This window comes from Arenibacter nanhaiticus (genome assembly GCF_900141935.1).
Taxonomy (GTDB): domain Bacteria; phylum Bacteroidota; class Bacteroidia; order Flavobacteriales; family Flavobacteriaceae; genus Arenibacter; species Arenibacter nanhaiticus.
Window position 1 is genome coordinate 155380 of record NZ_FQYX01000006.1, and the last position, 22162, is coordinate 177541.

Annotated in this window: 21 protein-coding genes and 1 rRNA gene; 16 read left to right on the forward strand and 6 right to left on the reverse strand. The window is 38.8% G+C overall.

Going from position 1 to position 22162, the window contains the following annotated elements; translation table 11 throughout:
* Positions 1 to 133: 133 nt before the first annotated feature.
* Positions 134 to 772, reverse strand: coding sequence for a DUF4337 family protein (locus BUA16_RS05940; protein ID WP_072763761.1), 639 nt, complete (start codon positions 770 to 772; stop codon positions 134 to 136).
* 3 nt (positions 773 to 775) lie between these two features.
* Complete coding sequence (locus BUA16_RS05945; RefSeq protein ID WP_072763763.1) at positions 776 to 1351, reverse strand: non-canonical purine NTP diphosphatase; 576 nt, start codon at positions 1349 to 1351, stop codon at positions 776 to 778.
* Between the two features lie 114 nt (positions 1352 to 1465).
* Between BUA16_RS05945 and BUA16_RS05950 the strand changes: the two genes are divergently transcribed.
* From BUA16_RS05950 to serA, 4 genes are all read left to right on the forward strand, one after another.
* Positions 1466 to 1918 (forward strand): methyltransferase family protein, encoded by a 453-nt coding sequence (locus tag BUA16_RS05950; RefSeq protein ID WP_072763765.1) that lies wholly within the window; start codon positions 1466 to 1468, stop codon positions 1916 to 1918.
* 103 nt (positions 1919 to 2021) lie between these two features.
* Positions 2022 to 2639 carry a SatD family protein gene (locus BUA16_RS05955; protein ID WP_072763766.1) on the forward strand — a complete coding sequence of 206 codons (618 nt, stop codon included), beginning with the start codon at positions 2022 to 2024 and terminating at the stop codon, positions 2637 to 2639.
* Positions 2636 to 3340 carry a DUF3307 domain-containing protein gene (locus tag BUA16_RS05960; RefSeq protein WP_072763768.1) on the forward strand — a complete coding sequence of 235 codons (705 nt, stop codon included), beginning with the start codon at positions 2636 to 2638 and terminating at the stop codon, positions 3338 to 3340. The genes BUA16_RS05955 and BUA16_RS05960 overlap by 4 nt, the downstream gene beginning before the upstream one ends.
* 218 nt (positions 3341 to 3558) lie before the next feature.
* Entirely contained in the window at positions 3559 to 5451 is a 1893-nt protein-coding gene (gene serA, locus BUA16_RS05965; protein ID WP_072763770.1) for a phosphoglycerate dehydrogenase, read from the forward strand.
* 346 nt (positions 5452 to 5797) lie between these two features.
* Here the strand turns inward: serA and rlmH are convergent, their stop codons facing one another.
* The gene (gene rlmH / locus BUA16_RS05970) at positions 5798 to 6271 is read right to left on the reverse strand and encodes a 23S rRNA (pseudouridine(1915)-N(3))-methyltransferase RlmH (RefSeq protein ID WP_072763772.1); all 474 of its coding nucleotides are present in this window, start codon (positions 6269 to 6271) and stop codon (positions 5798 to 5800) included.
* A gap of 179 nt (positions 6272 to 6450) precedes the next feature.
* On the opposite strand from rlmH, the gene nadC reads away from it, so the two are divergent.
* From nadC to priA, 4 genes are read left to right on the forward strand one after another with little or no spacing between them, the layout of a single operon-like run.
* The gene (gene nadC / locus BUA16_RS05975) at positions 6451 to 7308 is read left to right on the forward strand and encodes a carboxylating nicotinate-nucleotide diphosphorylase (RefSeq protein ID WP_072763774.1); all 858 of its coding nucleotides are present in this window, start codon (positions 6451 to 6453) and stop codon (positions 7306 to 7308) included.
* The gene (locus BUA16_RS05980) at positions 7309 to 8286 is read left to right on the forward strand and encodes a YihY/virulence factor BrkB family protein (protein WP_072763776.1); all 978 of its coding nucleotides are present in this window, start codon (positions 7309 to 7311) and stop codon (positions 8284 to 8286) included.
* Positions 8273 to 8710 (forward strand): DUF2147 domain-containing protein, encoded by a 438-nt coding sequence (locus BUA16_RS05985; RefSeq protein WP_072763778.1) that lies wholly within the window; start codon positions 8273 to 8275, stop codon positions 8708 to 8710. Before BUA16_RS05980 ends, BUA16_RS05985 begins: the two co-directional genes overlap by 14 nt.
* 13 nt (positions 8711 to 8723) lie before the next feature.
* Positions 8724 to 11180, forward strand: a complete 2457-nt coding sequence (gene priA, locus BUA16_RS05990) for a replication restart helicase PriA (protein WP_072763779.1) — start codon at positions 8724 to 8726, stop codon at positions 11178 to 11180.
* Here priA and BUA16_RS05995 read toward each other — a convergent pair whose 3' ends face one another.
* Entirely contained in the window at positions 11181 to 11873 is a 693-nt protein-coding gene (locus BUA16_RS05995; protein WP_072763780.1) for a LytR/AlgR family response regulator transcription factor, read from the reverse strand.
* Between the two features lie 230 nt (positions 11874 to 12103).
* Here BUA16_RS05995 and rpsF point away from each other — a divergent pair, with 230 nt between their 5' ends.
* The 6 genes from rpsF to hisS all read left to right on the forward strand — a co-directional run bounded on the left by rpsF (position 12104) and on the right by hisS (position 18590).
* Complete coding sequence (gene rpsF, locus BUA16_RS06000; RefSeq protein WP_072763782.1) at positions 12104 to 12442, forward strand: 30S ribosomal protein S6; 339 nt, start codon at positions 12104 to 12106, stop codon at positions 12440 to 12442.
* Positions 12443 to 12447: 5 nt separating this feature from the next.
* Complete coding sequence (gene rpsR / locus BUA16_RS06005) at positions 12448 to 12744, forward strand: 30S ribosomal protein S18 (protein ID WP_031444567.1); 297 nt, start codon at positions 12448 to 12450, stop codon at positions 12742 to 12744.
* Between the two features lie 13 nt (positions 12745 to 12757).
* Positions 12758 to 13213, forward strand: coding sequence for a 50S ribosomal protein L9 (rplI, locus tag BUA16_RS06010; protein ID WP_072763783.1), 456 nt, complete (start codon positions 12758 to 12760; stop codon positions 13211 to 13213).
* Positions 13214 to 13314: 101 nt separating this feature from the next.
* The gene (locus BUA16_RS06015; protein WP_072763785.1) at positions 13315 to 16482 is read left to right on the forward strand and encodes a TonB-dependent receptor; all 3168 of its coding nucleotides are present in this window, start codon (positions 13315 to 13317) and stop codon (positions 16480 to 16482) included.
* 150 nt (positions 16483 to 16632) lie between these two features.
* Positions 16633 to 17103: a DUF6495 family protein gene (locus BUA16_RS06020; RefSeq protein ID WP_072763787.1), complete on the forward strand. Its 471-nt coding sequence runs from the start codon at positions 16633 to 16635 to the stop codon at positions 17101 to 17103.
* 110 nt (positions 17104 to 17213) lie between these two features.
* Positions 17214 to 18590: a histidine--tRNA ligase gene (gene hisS, locus BUA16_RS06025; RefSeq protein WP_072763788.1), complete on the forward strand. Its 1377-nt coding sequence runs from the start codon at positions 17214 to 17216 to the stop codon at positions 18588 to 18590.
* Here the strand turns inward: hisS and BUA16_RS06030 are convergent.
* Positions 18585 to 19133 carry an NUDIX hydrolase gene (locus BUA16_RS06030; protein ID WP_072763790.1) on the reverse strand — a complete coding sequence of 183 codons (549 nt, stop codon included), beginning with the start codon at positions 19131 to 19133 and terminating at the stop codon, positions 18585 to 18587. The genes hisS and BUA16_RS06030 overlap by 6 nt on opposite strands.
* 53 nt (positions 19134 to 19186) lie before the next feature.
* Positions 19187 to 20275, reverse strand: coding sequence for a M42 family metallopeptidase (locus tag BUA16_RS06035; RefSeq protein WP_072763792.1), 1089 nt, complete (start codon positions 20273 to 20275; stop codon positions 19187 to 19189).
* 102 nt (positions 20276 to 20377) lie between these two features.
* On the opposite strand from BUA16_RS06035, the gene BUA16_RS06040 reads away from it, so the two are divergent.
* Positions 20378 to 21064, forward strand: a complete 687-nt coding sequence (locus tag BUA16_RS06040; protein WP_072763794.1) for a DUF4294 domain-containing protein — start codon at positions 20378 to 20380, stop codon at positions 21062 to 21064.
* Positions 21065 to 22020: 956 nt separating this feature from the next.
* Positions 22021 to 22162: ribosomal RNA gene (locus tag BUA16_RS06045) — 16S ribosomal RNA — on the forward strand; the annotation flags it as partial.

The window sequence follows — 22162 nt, forward strand, 5'->3', positions numbered from 1 at the left end:
GAGTAGAGCGATTATTTATATAACCCTTTTTAGACTCCGGTCAACACATGCTATACCAGCGGCGTTAATTAAGGGGGCAAAGGTACTGCTATTTATTTAATAACTGCGTTTTTTTTGTAAATTAGTGATGTTTTTATGGAAATACCCAAAAACCGTACGAAGTAGCGGTGATGCCTAAAATGCCTAAAAAGAGGGTTAAGGTGGTAAAGATTTTTGCTTGATTTTTGTTCACGATAATAGAAAGAATTCCCATGACCAAACAAACTTGGAAAAATAATATTCCCAAGTTAAATACCTGTGAAGCGCTGCCGTACTCTCTGATGAGTTTTTCCCATTCTTTTACGCCTGTGATAACACCCATTTGGCCATCTAAGTCTTGAGCCCAATAGGCTTGTGGGATATTGGAGGAGCCGACTAAAATTTCTGTTTTTTCAGCTGCGTATTTATGAACCAGTGTTTTGGTGTGATCTATCTTTTCCCTAAAGGGTGAAAAAGAACTGTTGGTGACAATGGAGGCGTCGTTTAGTATATTTAAAAGACTAAGTTCACTTTCTTTTATGCTTTGCTTTACGCTTTTTGCTTGGTACCATGCCGTGTGGTCGACAAACATGCTTTGAGATATCATTAAGTCTTCTTTCAATTTGTTGTTGGCCATTTCTGTTATAGCCATAAACAAGGCAAAAACAGCAACTAAATACCCACCTATAGTTTCTGTGCGTAGCTTTGGAAAAGAAAAAGGGGTCTTAGAGGTCTGTAGTTTTGTTTCTGACATAATTTACCGGTTTTTAAAATAGGCAAGTAGTTCTTGGATAGCTCTACCTCTATGACTTATTTTATTTTTGAGTGCAATAGGGAACTCGGCAAATGTTTTCTCGTATCCGAGAGGCTTAAAAATGGGGTCGTAGCCAAAGCCCCCTACGCCATGTCGTTGGTGTGTAATCTCGCCTTCTACAATGCCTTGGAAAAGTAATTCCTGTCCGTTTATATGTAAGGCAATGACGGTTTTAAAATGTGCGTTCCTGTTGGTGCTGTTTTTCAGTTCCTCTAATAGCTTCGTTATATTGTCTTCCGAGCTTTTCTGTTCTCCCGCATAACGTGCAGAATATACTCCTGGCGCTCCGTTTAAGGCGTCTACTAATAGTCCGGTGTCGTCTGCAAAACAAGGGTAGCCGTAATTTTTGGTTACAAATTTAGCCTTTAAGATAGCATTGCCCTCTAAGTCTTCCGCGGTTTCTGGGATCTCTTCCGTGCATCCAATGTCCGTAAGTGATAGTAGTTCTATGTCATTAGGGAGTAGGAGCTGTACCTCTTTGAGCTTGTTGTTATTATGGGTAGCGAATACTAGTTGCATGGCGTTAAAGGTCTCTGTTAAAGTGTTTTTGCGGTGAATTTAAAAAATCTTTTGGGATTAATAGTTCAAGAGGGCTGAAAAGTGTTAAATTTATTGTTTTGTTATTCTTGTTATATGAAAGTGAAAATACCTCCAGTGGGAGTGGCGGTTGTGTTTGCCCTATTGATGTACTTGCTTGCAATGGTGTTGCCTGTGGGAGATTTTGAGTTTTTCGGAAGAAATTATCTGATTTTAATATTGGTATTCATGGCTGTTTTAATAGCCTTTGTTTCTTTGTTTCAATTTGTTAAATTTAAAACATCTATTGATCCCTTACATCCTGGCAAAGCATCTCGGTTGATAACGACTGGATTGTATAGTTATTCTCGAAACCCAATGTACTTGGCTTTATTGCTGCTGTTGTTAGCTTGGGGATTGTGGTTGGGAAATGCCTTTAATACCCTGCTGGCTGCTGGCTTTGTTTATTTTATAAATGCGTATCAAATCCTGCCAGAAGAAGAAGCCTTGTTGAAAAAATTCGGTAAGGACTACCAAAAATACTGTTTGGCTGTAAGACGTTGGTTTTAGAAATGATAGGGATATTACGGATAGGGTATTGAAAATAGAAGCAGCTTTTAAATTTTAATATTAGCTTTATAGCTTATAATTGAATATATTAGTCTTTTAGCTTATGAAAGTAATCGCAATACTTACCGGGGATATTGTCAATTCTGAACAATCAGAGGTGATTCAGTGGATGACGATGTTAAAGAAGCGTCTAAATCAATTGGGGACAACACCCGTAGATTGGGAGATTTATAGAGGCGATGAGTTTCAAATTAGAACAAGTCCTGAAAACGCTTTAAAAATTGCCATTGAAATTAAAGCATTGATAAAAACAGTGAAAAAGCTCGATGTTCGTATAGGGATCGGGATCGGTGAAGAGAATTTTGAAGGGAGTAGTGTTAGTCAGTCCAACGGAAAAGCTCATCAGCGTTCGGGTAGGGTTTTTGAAACCTTAAAAAAGCAAAAATTAAATTTAGCGATTTCTACAGGCGATTCACAAAAAGATAAGGCCTTAAATCTTGTATTGCGGTTAGCGCTCGATTTTATGGACAATTGGTCTGTCGTCACGGCAGAGGTAGTGCGTTTGGCTTTAGAACAACCTGATGTTTCCCAGCAAGAATGGGCAGATTACTTAAAGGTACAGCAATCTGCCGTAAGCCAACGTTTAAAAAGGGCGAGAATGGAGCTTGTTATGGAGGTGCTTGATTTTTACAAGGAGACAATCAAGGATTTGGATACATGATACTATTTACAAAACTCTTTTTGGCGCATCTGATAGGTGATTTTCTACTGCAACCAACACGATGGGTCATTCATAAAGAGGCCCATAAAATAAGATCCAAATATCTATACTTGCATATATTAGTACATTTTGTGCTAACGATGATTTTGCTCTGGAACCTTAGCTTGTGGTTTTGGGTTGTATTGTTAATTCTGTCCCATTACCTTATAGACGTAGCTAAGCTCTATATTAATCCATGGTTTAAAAATAAAAGTATTCCCTTTTTTATAGATCAATTTTTACATCTTTTGGTTATTTATGCCTGCGCGTATACCACCGATGTGGTAACCCATACATTGACCTTAGTGCAGCAAATAGACTGGTCTTTGGTTACTGCAATTGTTTTTGTGGGATTTCCATCGTCAATAATAATGACAAAGTTATTGGAGGGGATGGCTAATAAGATAGCATTGGATCATAAATCCTTGCCTAATGCCGGAAAATATATTGGAATAATAGAGCGATTGTTTGTGTTTGTTTTTATGATCATGGGAAGATGGGAGGTAATTGGGTTGCTGATAACGGCAAAATCGGTGTTTAGGTTTAATGATTTAAAAGAAAGTAATTCGCGAAAACTAACAGAATACATATTGATAGGGACTTTATTGAGTTTCGGTTTGGCCATCATAGCGGGAATTATCTATAAAGGCGGGTTGTTATAAACGAATTTTAAGTTAGAGGATGCTAATTGCCTAGTTTTTTGGTAGAGTATGTTTTGATGGTTGCGTTCGTTTTTGTCAAATTGATAATATTTTGGCTTTTAAAAAAACAATAATGCATTAACAAGGGTTTTTGTGTTGTCGGAAAGTTACTTTTATGACCAAAGATGGGATTTGCAAATAATTAATTTATATTTTTGCGTCTAAATTTTTCAGAATAAATGGTTCAGGCAGGAAGAAAATATGTTTTTGATTTTGACAGTACATTGACTAGGGTAGAAGCCCTAGATGTGTTAGCGGAAATCACCCTTAATGGAAATTCTAATAAAGAAGAGATTATTCGTGAAATTCAGGAAATCACCAATCTAGGGATAGATGGGGATATTTCCTTTACGGAATCTTTGGAAAGAAGAATAAAGTTGTTGAATGCTCATAAGAGTGATTTGGAGGTGTTGGTAGATCAGCTACGTGATAAAATATCCAGATCTATCGAGTCTAACAAAGAGTTTTTTGAGGCTTATTCTGATGATATCTATGTGATATCTTGTGGGTTTAAGGAGTTTATAGATCCAATCGTAAAAGAATATAACATTCCAGAGCACAGAGTGTATGCAAATACCTTTAAGTTTGATGAGGATGGAAAAATCATTGGTTTTGATGAAGCTAATGTTTTGGCTACCCATAACGGGAAAATAGCTTGTTTAAAAAATCTTGACCTAGAGGGAGAGGTACAGGTTATTGGCGATGGGTATAGTGATTATGTAATGCGTGAAGCAGGTATAGCGGATAAGTTTTTTGCCTATACAGAAAATGTACATAGAGAAAAGGCTGCGAAAAACGCAGATTATATTACACCTAACTTAGATGAATTTTTATTTGTGAATAAATTGCCTAGAAAAATATCGTATCCAAAGAATAGAATTAAGATCCTCCTTTTGGAAAATGTGCATTCAGATGCATTTGAAAACCTATCCAAAGAAGGTTTTTCTGTAGAATTATTAAAAAGCAGTCTTCCAGAAGAAGAACTGATAGAGAAAGTTAAAGGAGTTCACGTTTTGGGAATACGTTCCAAGACCCAAGTGACTCAAAAGGTACTGGATGCGGCAGATAAGTTAATGGCTGTTGGTGCTTTTTGTATCGGAACTACTCAAATTGATCTTGAAGCTTGTAAGAAAAAAGGAGTGGTAGTATTTAATGCTCCTTATAGCAATACTAGATCTGTAGTAGAGCTTGCTATTGGCGAAATTATTATGCTGATGAGAAGTATTTTTCCAAGAAGTACCGAAATTCATGGTGGGCAATGGAACAAAACCGCAGCAAACTCTAAAGAAGTTCGTGGTAAAAACCTTGGAATCGTAGGATACGGGAATATTGGGAAACAGTTATCTGTATTGGCAGAGGCTATCGGGATGAGAGTATATTACTATGATGTTGCCGATCAGTTGGCCTTAGGAAATGCTATTAAATGCAATACTTTAGAAGATCTGTTGAATGTTTCTGATGTGGTTACTCTTCATATCGATGATAGTAAAACTAACAAAAACTTTATAGGTGAGCGCGAAATAAACCAAATGAAAGACGGAGCTATGTTGGTGAATCTTTCTAGAGGGTTTATAGTAGATATCGAAGCCTTGGTAAAAGCCTTGAAAAGTGGTAAAATTGCCGGTGCTGCTATCGATGTTTTTCCTGAAGAGCCAGGAAGTAATGGGGATTTCCATACAGAACTCCAAGGCTTGCAGAATGTGATTTTAACTCCCCATATTGGAGGAAGTACCGAAGAGGCGCAACGTGATATCGCCGATTTTGTACCGAACAAAATAATGGATTACATCAACTCGGGAAATACAGTAGATGCCGTAAATTTTCCCAATATAAGATTGCCAAAGCAAAACACCTCGCATCGTTTTTTGCACATCCATAAAAACGTGCCTGGCATTATGGCGAAAATTAACAAGGTGTTGGCGCGTTATGATATGAATATCACTGGTCAATACCTTTCAACTGATAACGAAGTAGGCTATGTTATTTCGGATCTGGATAAAGAGTATAATAAAGAAGTTATTAAAGAGCTTAAGAAGATAGACAATACTATAAAATTTAGAGTATTGTATTAATTAGTGAGGTCAGGAGTTTAAGGCTTCTAAACTTTTCTTTAAAATATATAGTAGGTTGCTGCCCCGTCTGTTTACAGCGGGGTAGTTTGTTTTTAAAAAGATATTTTTTCTAGAGTTATCAGCTGGCAGGGTGTTTTTCTTTATAGCCAACTTTGTGGCGGCATAACTGAAGTGGCGAGTTTTTTTGCGTTAGGGATCGCAGCGGCATCCCCGCAGCAATGCAAGGGATATAGCGAAGAGCCCGCCCGACAAAGGAGGGAACGCCCCAATTATAATATCAATAATGGATCGTAAGGGGGTAGGAGTGAAGCTATTTTGTTTTTAAGGAAAGCTGTGTGCATCATCCTTATTGGTGGTGATAAGGCTCGTTCCTTAAGATCGTAAACCCTCGGTATAGCTGCTCTATCATGAATAATCGTACCATTTGGTGGGAAAAAGTCATTTTTGATAAACTTATTTTTCCGCTGGCCTTTTCGTAAACGGCATCGCTAAAACCGTAAGGTCCGCCAATAACAAAAACCAATTGCTTTAACCCGGTATTCATCTTCTTTTGAAGGTATTTTGAAAACTCCATAGAGCTGTGCTGTTTACCGTTTTCATCCAACAAAATCATTTGGTCCGTAGGGTTTAAACGATTTAATATAGCAGCGCCCTCTTTCTCCTTTTGTTGACTTTCAGAGAGGTTTTTGGTGTTTTTTATGTCCGGAATAATTTCTAGCTCAAATTTTATATAATGGCGAAGTCTGTTTTGATATTCATCCATTAAATGCTGCAATTGTTTGCTATCTGTCTTTCCTAATGCAAGTAACTTTATGGTCATGCCGCAAAGATAATTTACAATTTTTAATCTAGATAGATATCTTTGGCAAACTTCAGTTCCTATATTTGGGACTATGGGTTTGTAGGCCTCTTATCTATAAAAGGTATTGGTAATTGAGGTCTATAATAAGGGAATATCTAAATAACATTTTAGTAAATTAGCATTGTAAAAATAAAAACATGATTTCAGAAGCACAATTTAAAACCGAACTGGATCTTATTATAAAAAATGCCATCCGTGAAGATGTTGGGGATGGTGACCATAGCTCTCTAGCCTGTATTCCGAGCACAGCTACTGGGAGGGCAAAGCTTTTGGTGAAGGATAATGGTATCATCGCGGGGGTAGCCTTTGCAAGACAGGTATTTGAATATGTAGACAGTACCTTGGAGATAGAAACCTTGATGAATGATGGCGATAAAGTGAAATTTGGCGATGTCGTTTTTTATGTCAGTGGTAGTTCTCAAAGTATCTTAAAAGCAGAAAGGCTAGTGCTTAACGCTATGCAGCGCATGAGCGCCATTGCAACAAAGACTAATTACTATGTAAAGTTATTGGATGGTACCAAAACTAAAATTTTGGATACTCGAAAAACAACGCCTGGAATCAGAGCAATAGAAAAGTGGGCCGTAAAAATTGGAGGTGGAGAAAACCATCGGTTTGCTCTTTATGATATGATTATGTTAAAAGATAATCACATTGATTTTGCAGGAGGGATCACAAAGGCTATAGAGAAAACCCAGGAATACCTGAAAACCGCCAAAAAGGATTTGAAGATTATAGTGGAGGCAAGGGATTTAAACGAGGTTAAAATAATTTTACAATCCCCGGGTATATACAGAATTCTTCTGGACAACTTTAATTATGAAGACACTAAAAAGGCCGTTCAGTTGATCGGTGATACGTGTTTGTCCGAATCCTCGGGGGGAATCACAGAAAATACCATTCGGAAATATGCGGAATGCGGGGTTGATTTTATTTCATCAGGGGCGCTGACACACTCTATTTATAATATGGACCTGAGCCTAAAAGCGGTTTAAATGTCGGCAGAAATAGAAAAAGAACTCGCTAAGATTCCCGTATTGAACAGCGTGGTGAAGTTGCTGAAGCAATTTAAACTACCTGCCTTTGAGGGACTGTCTTTTTACGATCTTATGGAAATGTATGTTCTGGGAATCGTAAAGGGTGCCGTGTCTTCTCGGGCCAGTGCTATCGCCTTCAGTCTTTTTCTGGCCTTGTTTCCGCTCTTGATTTTTTTAGTAACCCTGATTCCGTTTATAATTCCTTACCTAACTTCGGAATTCGCCAACTTTGATGCTGAGTTTTTAGAGTTTTTGGAGTCCTTTTTGCCACGGGCAACAGGAGATTTCTTTAGTGAGATTTACATGCAGATAAAGGCACAGGAAAGGGGCGATGTCTTGTCCTCGGCCCTAGCGTTTATAACCTCTATATTTTTAATGGCCAACGGTGTAAATGCTATTTTTGGCGGCTTTGAGAATTCGTATCACGTGAGTCTTACACGTAATGTTTTTAGACAATATATCTATGCCTTGTTGATAGGGATATTGTTGTCTGTTCTTATCTTGTTGGGGGCTGTGGTGTTTGTTTATTTTGAGGCCTTTGTTCTTGGAGGGTTGAGCAGTTTAACCACCGGAGCACATCAAGAACAAATAGACCTGGTGTTTGCCCAGACGGGGAAGATTGTTTTCTTGGGGTTTCTGACCTATTTAATAACTGCTATATTGTACTATTTTGGTACTAAGGAAGGTAGGCAAACCAAGTTTTTTTCTGCCGGTGCGCTAATGACTACGATCTTATTTATGCTTACCTCGTACCTCTTTGGGGTGTATGTAGAGAAGTTTGCTAGGTATAACGAGTTGTACGGTGCTTTGGCCGGACTATTGATATTACTGGTGTTTATATGGTTGAACGCTAATATTTTGTTGCTTGGATTTGAATTGAACGCCTCCTTGAATTCTCTGAGAAAAAATTTAAAAAATTACAATGGAAAAGAGTAGGTTGATTTTATATGGATTGATGGTTTTATTGGCGTGGCCTTCCTATGCTCAAAATGTTTTTGGGACTTGGAAGACTATAGACGATAGAACGGGGAACCCTAAGGCAATTATAAATATTTATAAGGAAGACGGACTTATGCATGGTCAGGTTGTTGAAATTTTGGAAGAGGGAAGAGAAGGTGCCGTATGCACGAAATGTGAAGGAGAAAGGCAGGGAGAGCCTATATTGGGCATGAAAATTATCGAGGGACTGGAGAAGAACGAAAAGGGAGAATGGAAAGGGGCGACTTTGTTTGATCCGGAACAAGCGATGACCTTTAGATGTAAGATATGGTTGAATCCCGAGAATCCCGACGAACTTAAAGTAAGAGGCTATTTGGCATTTATGTATCGTACCCAAACCTGGATTAGAGTCGGCGGATAGAAGAAAAAAGATTATGCAGTATTTCATCAACGTTGTTTTGCCGGTTCCTATTGAGAAGCTTTTTACCTATAGTATTTCTGCTGCCGAGGCAGAAATTATAAAGCCGGGAATGAGGGTAGCCGTCCCCTTTGGGAAATCAAAAATATATACGGCAGTAGTAGCCGAATTGCACCAGACTCCGCCCGAAGCTTACCAAGCGAAGGATATAGAGCATATATTGGACGACTATCCGGTCATTACAGAGATACAGCTCAAGTTCTGGAAATGGATTGCGCAATACTATCTTTGTTCGGTAGGGGAGGTGTTTAGGGCTGCCGTTCCTGGAGCACTGTTGCTAGAAAGTGAAACGCTTATCCTGAGAAATGAAGAGGGGATTGTAGATGAAAATGCACTAAAAGACGACGAGTATTTGGTGTTCGAAGCGCTTCAGCATCAATCTATTTTAAGGGTTCAGGAGATCAGTCAGATCCTCAATAAAAAAAATGTACTTCCTTTATTGGATAGGTTGCTGCAGAAGAAAGTTATTGTACTCAAGGAAGAGGTGTTTGAGCAGTACAAGCCTAAGTTGGTGCGTTACGTGAAATTGGGAAAAGCATACAGCTCCGAGGAAGACTTGGCTGAGTTGTTGAATTCCTTGACAAGAGCACCTAAGCAAAGTCAGGTGGTGCTAGCGCTATTTCAGCTTCAGGCAGTAAGTAAAAAACCAATTAAAGTATCCGATTTGGAAAAGGCAGCAAACTGCTCGGCTGCCAGTATAAGAAGTTTGATCGATAAGGAAATCTTGGAGGAATATCTCATTCAGACAGATCGAGTGGTGTATGAGGGGGAAAAAGAAAATTCCGACCTCAAATCCCTTAATCCTTATCAGGAAAAAGCGCTAAAGGATATTAAAATTTCATTTCAGGAAAATAAAACAACCCTTTTACACGGAGTGACCTCTTCCGGAAAAACGGAGGTTTACGTAAAATTAATCGACGCATATATCCAGCAGGGAAAACAAGTCCTTTATCTATTGCCGGAAATAGCTCTTACTACCCAATTAATTTCAAGACTGCAGAATTATTTTGGCGATAAGGTCGCTGTTTTTCATTCTAAATACAACGTACAGGAAAGAGTAGAGGTGTGGAACAATGTGCTGGGAAACAAGCCAAAGGCTCAAATTGTTATAGGTGCCCGTTCGGCCTTGTTTCTACCCTTTTATGAGTTAGGGCTCATTATTGTTGATGAAGAACACGAAAGTTCTTTTAAGCAGTACGATCCTGCACCGCGATACCACGCTAGGGATGCGGCAATTGTACTGGCCAGTTTGCATGGTAGTAAAATTCTATTAGGGTCTGCGACACCTAGTATGGAGAGTTTTTATAACGTTAAGACCTCAAAATACGGGTATGCGCGGATAGATAGGAGGTATGGAGACGTGCTGATGCCCGAAATGGAAATTGTCGATATCAAGGAACAAACTCGTAAAAAACGTATCAAAGGACATTTTTCGGAGCGACTGATCGAAGAAATTACCGAGGCTCTAGAACTTGGAGAACAAATTATTCTTTTTCAAAACCGAAGAGGGTATGCTCCTATAACGGAATGTTCTACCTGTGGCCATTCTCCTCAATGTCCAAATTGCGATGTTAGTTTAACCTTTCACCAGCATAGAAAACAATTGCGTTGTCATTATTGCAGTTATCATATGGCTTTGCAGAAAGCATGCTTGGCCTGTGGAAGCGCTACGATAGATACCAAAGGTTTTGGTACCGAACAAGTAGAGCAAGAATTGCATGGCTTGTTTCCAAATGCTACCGTCGGGCGAATGGATTTGGATACCACTAGAGGCAAGCATGGGTATGAGAGAATTATTACTTCCTTTGAAAGACAAGAGATCGATATCTTGGTGGGAACCCAGATGCTTACCAAAGGACTCGATTTTCGGAATGTCGGATTAGTAGGGATCATGAATGCCGATACCTTGTTGAATTTCCCTGATTTTAGGGCTCATGAAAGAAGTTTTCAGCTCCTTACCCAGGTGGCAGGAAGGGCTGGGAGAACACAGAAAAGGGGGAAAGTGATTATTCAAAGTTATAATCCTTATCACCAGATTTTACAACAAGTGACTACTAGTGACTTTAAGGGGATGTTTCAAGAGCAATTATATGAAAGGGAGCAATTTAAGTATCCGCCAATTAACAGGATTATAAAGATAACCTTTAAACATAGAGATTATAATAAACTCAATGAGGCTGCCGAGTGGTTTACTCAATCGTTGAGAAACGTATTTGGAGACAACGTGCTAGGTCCAGAATATCCGCCGGTGTCCAGGATTAGAAACCTATACCTTAAAAATGCCATGTTGAAAATACACAAGGATTATTCCTTGGGCAGAACAAAAAATAGCATTAAAAAAATAGAGCATTCATTTAATGCTATCGCCCAATTTAGAGGCGTTCGTATAATTTATAATGTAGATCACATTTAATTAAAAATTGTTCAGAGCTTCGGCAAGTTCGGTTTTTTTGTTTCTACTTAAAGGTATTTGTTTTCCGCTAACTTCTACGTTTTTGCTGTTAAACTTCTCTACCTTTTCTAGGTTTACGATATAGGATTTGTGAATCCTTAAGAATTTGTCTTCCGGTAATTGTTTTTCAAAAGATTTCATGGTCGATAATATGACGATATTCGCATCATCGGTGACTAATTTGATATAATCCCCCAAAGCCTCTATCCATTTAATTTCGTTAAGGATAACCTTTCTTTTCTTTAGGTTGCTTTTCACGAAAATGTGCTCTTCGTCTTCACTCACCTTATTGATTTGTTCGTATTTTAAAACAGCTCTCTTTACAGAGGCATCAAAACGCGATAAGGTTATAGGTTTATGAAGATAATCCGTTACATCGTATTCAAATGCTTTTAAGGCATAGTCCGGCTTCCCTGTAATAAGAATTACTTGTGGGCTGTTGTCTAAAGATTCCAAAAGATCAAAACCTGTAATAATAGGCATTTCAACATCTAGAAAAATTAAATCAATCTCATTGTTCTTAATCCCGTTCTTGGCTTCTATGGCATTGCTGTATTCCGCTACCAATGCCAAACTTGGATGATTGTTTACAAGTTTGGCGACCGCCATCCGCTGCATGGACGAATCGTCCACAATTATACATCTTAACTTCATAAATGGTTGATTTGTGGGGTTAAATCATCGACAAAGTACATAAAAATATGGGTGTCAAACAATAAAAGTTGTGAACATGGTCGAAATTGTTGTGTAGATGGCGATGACATTGGTTTATTTGATATTTTAGATTATAGTAAGGTGTTGTCCTATCTATAACGAAGATTTCTTTATTTTCTTGTGATTAGAACAATTAATTGTTACTTTTGCAGACTTAAAAATATAAACATATGAGCAATTACGAAACTGTTTTCATTTTAAATCCCGTTCTGTCTGAGACTCAGATAGAGGAAACAGTTAAGAAATTTGAGGATTTCTTAATTAACAAAGGAGCTAAAATGGTAGCCAAAGAAAACTGGGGACTAAAAAAATTAGCGTACCCAATCCAACACAAGAAAAGTGGTTTTTACCATTTGTTCGAGTTTACAGCTGAAGGCGATGTTGTTTCTCCTTATGAACTAGAGTTCAGAAGAGATGAGCGAGTGATGCGTTTTCTAACTGTAAAATTAGACAAGCACGCCGTATCATGGGCAGAAAGAAGAAGAACAAAGTTAAAGACTAAAGCGTAAGGAATATGGCATCTATAGAACAACAAGCTAAAGGAAAAAAAGACGGAGAGATCAGGTATCTTACCCCGTTAAATATAGAGACTAATACTCAAAAGAAGTATTGTCGTTTCAAGAAATCTGGTATTAAATATGTAGATTACAAAGATCCTGATTTCTTAATTAAATTAGTAAATGAGCAAGGTAAATTGTTGCCAAGAAGACTTACTGGTACTTCCTTAAAATATCAGCGTAAAGTGGCCGTTGCAGTTAAAAGAGCACGTCATTTAGCTTTAATGCCTTATGTTGGCGATTTATTAAAATAAAAAGAAACGGACGATGGAACTTATATTAAAGGAAGACGTACAGAACTTAGGTTTTAAAGATGATTTAGTGACTGTTAAAAATGGCTTTGGTAGAAACTACCTTATCCCACAAGGATTGGCCGCTTTAGCTACATCTTCAGCAAAGAAAGTATTAGCTGAAAATTTAAAACAAAGAGCTCATAAAGAAAAGAAAATTGTTGATGCAGCCAAGAAAGTTGCGGAAGCTGTTAAACAATTGGAAATTAAGATTGCAGCAAAATCTGGTGCTGGGGATAAATTGTTTGGATCAATTACAAATATTGATTTGGCAGCAGCCCTAGAAAAAGAAGGACAGTCAATTGATAAAAAATATATCGCTATTCAAGGTGGTGCAGTAAAAAGGACTGGTCCTTACAATGCACAAATCAGATTGCATAGAGAAGTTATCTTTGATCTTGCTTTCGAAGTAGTTGCAGAAGCAAAAGCTTAAGACTTAATTACATAGTAATTTTAAAGGCCACAGAAATGTGGCCTTTTTTTGTGTTACTTTTATAGAAACTGACCAAATGTTAATTCTAAAATCAAGTACACATGAAAAAAAAGCTATTTCTGGTTCTTACATTGTTGTGTTTTGGCCAATTACTTCGGGCTCAAGTTACTACCGCCAATATCAGAGGCGTTGTTTTAGATGAGGAAGGCATTTCCTTATTAGGTGCTAATATTGTTGCAATTCATACGCCTACAGGAACCAAGTATGGAGCAATTACCAATGAAGACGGACGATTTAATTTATTAAACCTTAGGGTTGGTGGTCCTTACGAAATTACTATTTCTTATATTGGGTTTAAAAGTAGAACTGAAACGAATGTTTTTCTAAGTCTAGGAAAAACCCAAAACTTCGAAGTACAATTGGTGTCAGATTCCCAGGCCCTGGAAGAGGTAGTGGTTGTTTCTGGTCGCGGTTCAGGTACTTTTGGAAGCGATAGGACAGGGGCGGAAACCAGTGTAGGGAGTCGGGAATTGACCCGGTTGCCCACCATTTCGCGTTCTGCAGCAGATTTTACCCGTTTAGAACCTACCGCGAGTGGAAATTCCTTCGGTGGTAGAAACGATCAGTACAATAACTTTTCCCTGGATGGCGCAATTTTTAATAATCCGTTTGGATTAGATGCTCCCACCCCTGGTGGACAAACCGATTCTCAACCCATTTCTTTGGATGCAATAGAGCAAATACAAGTAAGTACAGCTCCTTACGATGTCACACAATCCGGATTTACAGGAGCCTCTGTCAATGCGGTGACTAAAAGTGGTACCAACGAATTACACGGTACCGTTTATGGGTTTTTTAGAAACGAAGATCTCACTGGAGGTAGGGTTAAGGGAGAAAAGGTTGTAAAACCGGCCTTGTCCCAAAACCAATACGGGATAAGTCTAGGTGGCCCCATTGTAAAGGACAAATTGTTCTTTTTTGCTAATTTTGAGCAGGATATTAGGGACGATTTGGGTACCAATGGATGGATTCCAAATACAGGGTCTGGAGCTGTAAACGAATCCAGAGTGCTAGAGAGTGATCTGGTAGCGGTTCAAAATGCCTTGTCTGTCTTTGGGTATGATACAGGAGCTTATCAAGGATTTACTTTTGGGGCAAAATCCCTAAAAGGAATTTTTAAATTAGATTGGAACGTCAATGATAATAACCGATTGGCTTTGATCTATAATTTTTTGGATGCCTCCAAGGAAAAATCGGCACATCCAACAGCAATAGCCTCTAGGGGTCCTAATTTTACTACTTTGCAGTTTAGGAATTCAGGATATGAAATTAACAATAAACTGCAGTCCTTTCAGTTAGAACTAAATTCCACACTATCCGATGAGGCAACAAACAAATTGCAGCTAGGGTATTCTTATTTTGACGATTTTAGAAATCCTTTTTCTGCTCCAGCTCCCATAATTACCATTCAGGACGGTAATGGTTCTAATTACATTATCGCTGGTCATGAGCCCTTTTCTATCAATAATACCCTGGATCAAAGAGTGTTTCAATTGAGTAACAATCTTAGTTTTTTTAAAGGGAACCACACCTATACCGTTGGCTTTTCTTTTGAGAAGTTTCAGTTTAAAAACTCCTTTAATTTAATTAATTACGAGTCCTTTAATTTCGGTATTTTTCCGTATTTCGGAATGTTCGCGCCTTATTCAAGTGTACAGGAGTTCTTGGATAATGCACAGCCCGGTGGGGTCGTGGAAAAGTATTTGGCGGCAACCCAAAATTCCTATAACTCTCGAAATGCGGCAGGGGCAGGAAATGACGGGGGATGGAGGCTCTCGGAGCTCAATGTGGGACAGTTGGCATTTTATCTTCAAGATGAATGGAATGCTACACAAGACTTTAAGCTTACCTATGGGGTTAGGGTAGATAAACCCCTTTATTTTAATACGGCCCGTTTAATTCAAAAGTATATCGATACAGATAATGGCGCTGTAAGGGATACCAGTATCCCGTATTTTAATCCCAATACGGGAGAAGAAGTATTCTTGAACTCTACCACTATGCCCTCCTCAGATTGGTTGGTGTCTCCTAGAGTAGGGTTTAATTGGGATGTGAACGGAAACCGTGAAAATCAATTTAGAGGAGGATCGGGTGTTTTTACCGGCAGATTGCCATTTGTTTGGATAGGAAATCAGGTGAGTGGTGCCGATGATGGTTTTTTTCAATTAGTAGATCCCGATTTTAAATTTCCACAAGTATGGAGAACAAATTTAGGGTTGGATAAAAGGTTTGAAAACGGAATCATAGCAACGGTAGACGTATCCTATACCAAAGATATTAATGGGGCTCATGTGCAGAACTGGGGGCAGCGAAATCCATCCTTAACCTTAAATAGTCCTGGGGATAATAGAGCGTATTACGCGGCTTCCGATAAAGGAAATAATGCCTATGTCTTTACCAATTCCGATAAAGGAAGGGTGTGGAGCTTATCTATGAAAACTCAAAAGAATTTCCAGAATGGATTGTATGCTAGTCTGGCCTATAGCTTTTTAAATGCCAAGGATGTAAATTCCATCGAAGCAGAAATTACGGGTGATGCCTTCGATTTTAACCCTGTTGTAGGGAATTCTAATTTGGATGTTTTAAGTTATTCCAAATATGGCGATACCCATAGGTTTATTGGGGTAGCTTCCAAACAGTTTGTGTATGGAAATGATCAATGGGCTACTACGGTTTCTGCATTTTTTGAATACGCACAAGGGAATAGGTATAACTACACCTATGCAGGAAATATTAATGGGGATAGTTCTGGTCAAAACAACGATCTCTTATATATCCCTACAGCCAGTGAAGTAGCGCAAATGGCGTTTCCGGACAATTCACAAGCCCAGGCCTTTGAAGCTTATATTCAGCAAGATAATTATTTGAGTAAGCATAGAGGAGAGTATATGGATCGCTATGGGGCTTTGACCCCCTGGAGAGGACGCTGGGATGTAAAGGTGCTGCAGGATTATAAATTCAGTCTTGATGGAGATAAAACCCATACAATTCAGTTTAGTGTAGATGTTCTTAATTTTGGAAACCTCATAAATTCCAATTGGGGCGTAGTACAGCAACCAAACAATACAAGTCCGCTTGGGGTAAATGTAGATCCCGATACCCAAACAGCTACCTATAGCTTTAATCCTAACCAAACAAAAACAAATGGTTATGATGCCAGTCTGTTGTCTAGGTGGCAGGCACAATTCGGTTTGAGATATAAATTTTAGAATTATTGTGAATTTAATTTTTAAAAGGCTGGGCAAATCGCCTAGCCTTGTTATTTTTGCAGCAAAGTAAAAACAACACTTTAAATTGTTGTGAAGGCATTCATCGTGGCAGTGAAAATGAACCAAGCCATGTAAGTAAGATTTATACAAATGAAATACACCAGACTCACCAGGCAACAGCTCGAGGAATTACATCAGGAATTTATTAATTTTTTGGCTACCCAATCAATTACGGGAGCGGAATGGGAAACTATAAAGAAAGAAAAACCCGAAGTGGCCGAAGAGGAGATAGATGTCTTTAGCGACTTAATTTGGGAAGGCGTATTGTCTAAGGTTGGTTATCTAGAAAATATATCGGCCCAACAGATGCATTTATTTCATTTGGCAGAAAAGGAGATGAAACTCATTTCGGTGAAGGTAATGAATCCAGAAATCGACCTCCGTACCGAGCTAGGGTTTGGGTGGTTTAAAAAGAATTACCAGTCAGATTTTGTGGAGTATTTAACCGCATCTAAAGCGTATACCGAAGATAAGAATCTAGACAAGTTTAATTTAATCAAACAAGGGGCGGTTATAACCAAGGGAGAATTGTATAAATGGTTTGACGACCTAATGCAGTAAAAAGCATGTACAGTTCAAAAGATGTCTCTTCTTTAAATAAGATTGCCGTCTAGGGGCCTGCTTTAAATCCATAAGTTATATCCAATAGTATTATACCACAATAAATTTATATGGCACAGAAACCATCCATTGCTAAGGGAACAAGAGATTTTTCCCCTTCAGAAGTCAATAAGCGGAATTATATTTTTGATATTGTAAAGAAACATTTTAAAACCTATGGTTTTCAGCCAATAGAAACACCGTCCTTCGAGAATTCCGAAACCCTAATGGGGAAATACGGAGATGAAGGCGATAGGCTTATTTTTAAGATTCTAAACTCTGGAGATTATCTGAGAAAAGTAGATGATAAAACCTATGAAAGTAAGGATGCGACTGCCATGACCGCTAAAATTTCGGAAAAAGCCCTTCGTTACGATCTTACGGTTCCTTTTGCTCGTTACGTGGTAATGCATCAGAATGAAATAGATTTTCCTTTTAAAAGATATCAGATTCAACCGGTATGGAGAGCCGATAGACCTCAAAAAGGTAGGTTTAGAGAGTTTTTTCAATGTGATGCCGATGTGGTAGGTTCGGACTCTTTGCTTCAGGAAGTGGAATTTGTGCAGTTGTACGATGCTGTGTTTACGGAATTGGGACTGCAAGGAGTAAACATCAAGCTTAATAATAGAAAGATATTGGCGGGTATAGCCGAAGTGATCGGCGAGCGCGATAAATTGATAGATTTTACGGTAGCTTTAGATAAGCTAGATAAAATTGGTATAGACGGAATTACCAAAGAAATGCGCGAAAAGGGTATTTCGGAAAAAGCTATTGAAGCCGCTGCACCTTTATTTTCACTAAGCGGAAGTAATTTAGAGCAGTTGGCGGTGTTAAAAGACTTGCTTAAAGATTCTGAGGAAGGAAGCAAGGGTGTGTCGGAGTTGACTTTTATTATAGAAACGATAGCTTCCTTAGGGTTGCAAACGGCAAAGCTAACAATTGATGTTACCCTAGCCCGTGGCCTTAACTACTATACCGGAGCTATTTTTGAAGTAGGGGCGCCAGAAGGTGTTCAAATGGGGTCTATTGGCGGTGGAGGCCGTTATGATGACCTGACCGGGATTTTTGGTATGAAAAATGTGAGTGGCGTCGGAATTTCATTTGGATTGGATCGTATTTATTTGGTTTTGGAAGAACTGAACCTTTTTCCAGAGGCTATAGATCAATCCTTAGAAGTCCTTTGTGTTAATTTTGGTGAAAAAGAAGGCCTTGCAGCGCTAAAACTAGTGAGCCGGCTTAGGAAAATGGGTGTAAAATCGGACCTATATCCTTCGGCAGCCAAAATGCAAAAACAAATGAAGTATGCCAATAATAGAAATGTTCCTTATGTGGTGTTGATAGGGGAAGAAGAATTGGAAAACAATACTTTTGTAGTGAAGAATATGCTCATAGGCGACCAGAAAACCTACTCCCTAAACAGTCCAGAGGAGTTTATTAATGAATTATAACCTTTTTTCAATGGCCTTGATGATGGTTTCATAATACCCGTGGTCATGGGGAACGTACTTTTTAGAGCTGCTATTCTCATGTAGTTCCTCGATAAATTTAGAAAGCGGAATAAGGGCCAAGGCTTTTACTTCGCTTTCTTGTTTTGTTAGGTTTTCTAAATCGGTCTTTAGTTCGCATAAGAAGGTATGTCTAAACTCACAGTCTATTAAAGTAGGGTGATGGCGGTGAACAGATTTAAAGACACCTATTTTTATCAAATCCTTTTCAGAAATTTTTAAACCTATTTCTTCTTCAACCTCCCTGACGGCAGATCGGAGCTTATCTTCCCCTGCGCCAATGTGTCCGGCTACCGAGGCATCCCAAAGCAAAGGGTGAGTGTCCTTGTTGTGTGCCCGTTGCTGAATTAGGACTTCACCTTTCTTATTGTAGCACCAAATAGTTACCGTGGGGTGAAAATAGCCCTTCTTGTGGGCCTCGGATTTCATCATGGTTTTTCCAGTAAAATTTCCCTCCGAATCCAAAATATCGATCAACTCGTCCATAGGTCTAAATTAGGGTATAAAAAACCCTCCGCAAAGGGAGGGTTGGTGTAGTGTTAATCAAAATAACTGAAAGTCTCGCCCTCCTTAATCGTTAGCAAAGTTTCATAAATAAGCCTGATGACGTTTTCTACATCATCCTGGTGTACCGTTTCCACGGTAGTATGCATATATCGCAAGGGAAGAGATATCAAGGCCGATGCTACCCCGCCATTACTATAAGCAAAGGCATCGGTATCTGTACCTGTGTGTTTGGATGCTGCCATTCTCTGAAATGGTATTTTCTTGCTTTCGGCAGTCTCTATGATGCGTTCGCGTAATTTATTTTGTACCGCAGGAGCATAAGAAATAACCGGTCCAGCACCTATTGCCGTGTGGCCTTCTTTTTTCTTTTCTATCATCGGCGTAGTAGTGTCATGGCAAACATCGGTGACAATCGCAACATTGGGCTTTATAGTTTGGGTGATCATTTCGGCCCCGCGCAACCCAATTTCTTCCTGAACAGAATTAGTGATGTAAAGACCAAAAGGAAGTTTTACCTTGTTTTCGTGCAAAAGACGCGCTACTTCCGCAATCATAAATCCTCCAGCCCTATTGTCAATGGCTCTACAGACAAACTTATTGCCATTTAAAACCCGAAATGTGTCCGGATAGGTAATCACACAGCCAACGTGTACCCCCATTTTTTCTACTTCTTTCTTATCTTTGGCGCCTATATCAATAAAGATGTTGTCTAATTTAGGGGATTCTTCCTTGCTGCTGTCTCTGGTGTGTATAGCTGGCCAACCAAAAATACCTTTTACGATACCGTTTTTGGTGTGTATATTAACCCATTTGGAAGGGGCAATCTGATGGTCGCTACCGCCATTTCGGATTACGTAAATAAGTCCGTCATCGGTAATGTAATTTACATACCAGGAGATTTCGTCAGAATGTCCTTCAATAACAACCTTGTATTTTGCCTCGGGATTTATAACGCCCACAGCCGTACCGTAGGTGTCTGTAATAAAAGTATCTACATAAGGCTTTAAGTAATTCATCCATAATTTCTGTCCTTCCCACTCGTATCCGGTAGGGGAGGCATTGTTCAAATATTGCTCTAAAAAATCAATAGATTTTTTGTTAAGAATCTTCTTTGCGCTCATTTACGTATATTTTAAATACAAACTTAGTAATATTCACTTTTAATTAATAATAAGATGTCGGGTTTATGTTTAATTTTGACTTGGCATGCATTTTAAAATTCAATGAAAAATAAGCTAGTAGTAATAATTATTATGATAATGGGTTTTATCGGTTGGTCCCAGGTAAAGGAAGAGCCTTTAGATTCCCTTTCGCAGCAGTATATAATTATGGAGGGCGATTCTATCCTTCAAAGTTCCATAGCTTTAAATGAAGTGTACGTTTTTGGAAAGCTTAATTTTTCCTCGTACAATGAAAAGTTGAGGTATTATATATTGAGGCGCAAAACCATGAAGGTGTATCCTTATGCGAAATTGGCTGCCGAAAGACTGGTTGCCTTGAACGATAGTTTGGAGAATATAAAATCGAAATCTAAAAAAAGGAAGTATACCAGGGAGATACATAGGTATGTAGAAGACGAGTTTTCCGAGGAGCTTAAAAAGCTTACACGTACCGAAGGTCAGATATTGGTAAAGCTTATCTATCGCCAAACTGGGAATACGGCCTTCGATCTGGTGAAGGAATTACGAAACGGATGGCGGGCATTTTGGTATAATACCACCGCTAAAATGTTTAAGATAAGTATCAAAGAAGAGTTTCATCCAGATAAGGTGCACGAAGACTACCTTATAGAAGATATATTGCAGCGAGCCTTTGCCGAATTTAGTCTTGAAAAACAACCTTCGGTGCTCGAGTTTGATTATGCTACCCTGACCGATATTTGGAAGGAAAAATCCCAATCTAAGAAATAGCTGGTATTTTTTGAAGGTGTTGTTTTGGGCGTTCCCCTGGCGGGGCGGGCTTTCCGCTGTATCTTTTTTAGTCGGCCCAGCCGCTAAAAAAGGATGCCGCTGCAATCCCTAACGCGGAAATCAATAAACAATTAGCGGTCAACATTAATCAGGAAAGTTCAATTAATTAATGTGAAAATTCAACAATTGTTTAAAGTAGCAATTAGTAATGTAGCTTTTAAAAAAATTATAGCCTACAATGCTCTAATGAATGGCTGGCGCGAGGGTCGCGCTCGTGCCTGTAAAGAATAGGAATAGCGTTGCGGTCATATTTTAGAATCATTCAATGCTATCATTATATATAGGGTGGTTTGTTCTGTGAAGTGGGGGACTTAGTTTATCGAGGTAAAACTCATAACATGGCAAGGGTATAACAATATTGTGAATATCGCTATAGAAGGTCTAAAGAAACTCCACTATAGGAGGTGGTGTAAAAAATATTTGGTCAATTCAATAATATTTGCTATATTCATTCGCCTTTTTAAAGAAGCTTTGTTGTTCAACCTTCTTATTTTTAAGAGGTTAATTGTGTGTTGTGAAAATAATTTTAAAAACACCTAAAAAAATTCTTGTCGGTTTTAAAAAGAGATGTATCTTTGCCCTCCGCTAGCGAGGCAATGCCGAGCAAGCGAAAAGGCGTTAAGAGTGCCATGTTCATTGAGTGTTGTGTCTCTAATCTGTCAAGCCAAAAAGAAAGAATTTAATTTTTTCGAAAAAGCTTGCCGGATAAAAAAGAAGCTGTACATTTGCAGCCGCTTTGGGAGACAGGGCGAAGAAGAAAAGAATAAAAAGTTCATAGACATATTGTAAAGACAGCGTATTTCCGTTCTGGCGACAGATCGGGAATATTGAATAAAAATCGAAAACACGGGCCGGGCAATTAGCTATTAATGGTTGATCAAGTTATATAAAAATCAACGATGAAGAGTTTGATCCTGGCTCAGGATGAACGCTAGCGGCAGGCCTAACACATGCAAGTCGAGGGGCAGCGGGGATAAGCTTGCTTATCTGCCGGCGACCGGCGCACGGGTGCGTAACGCGTATAGAATCTGCCTTGTA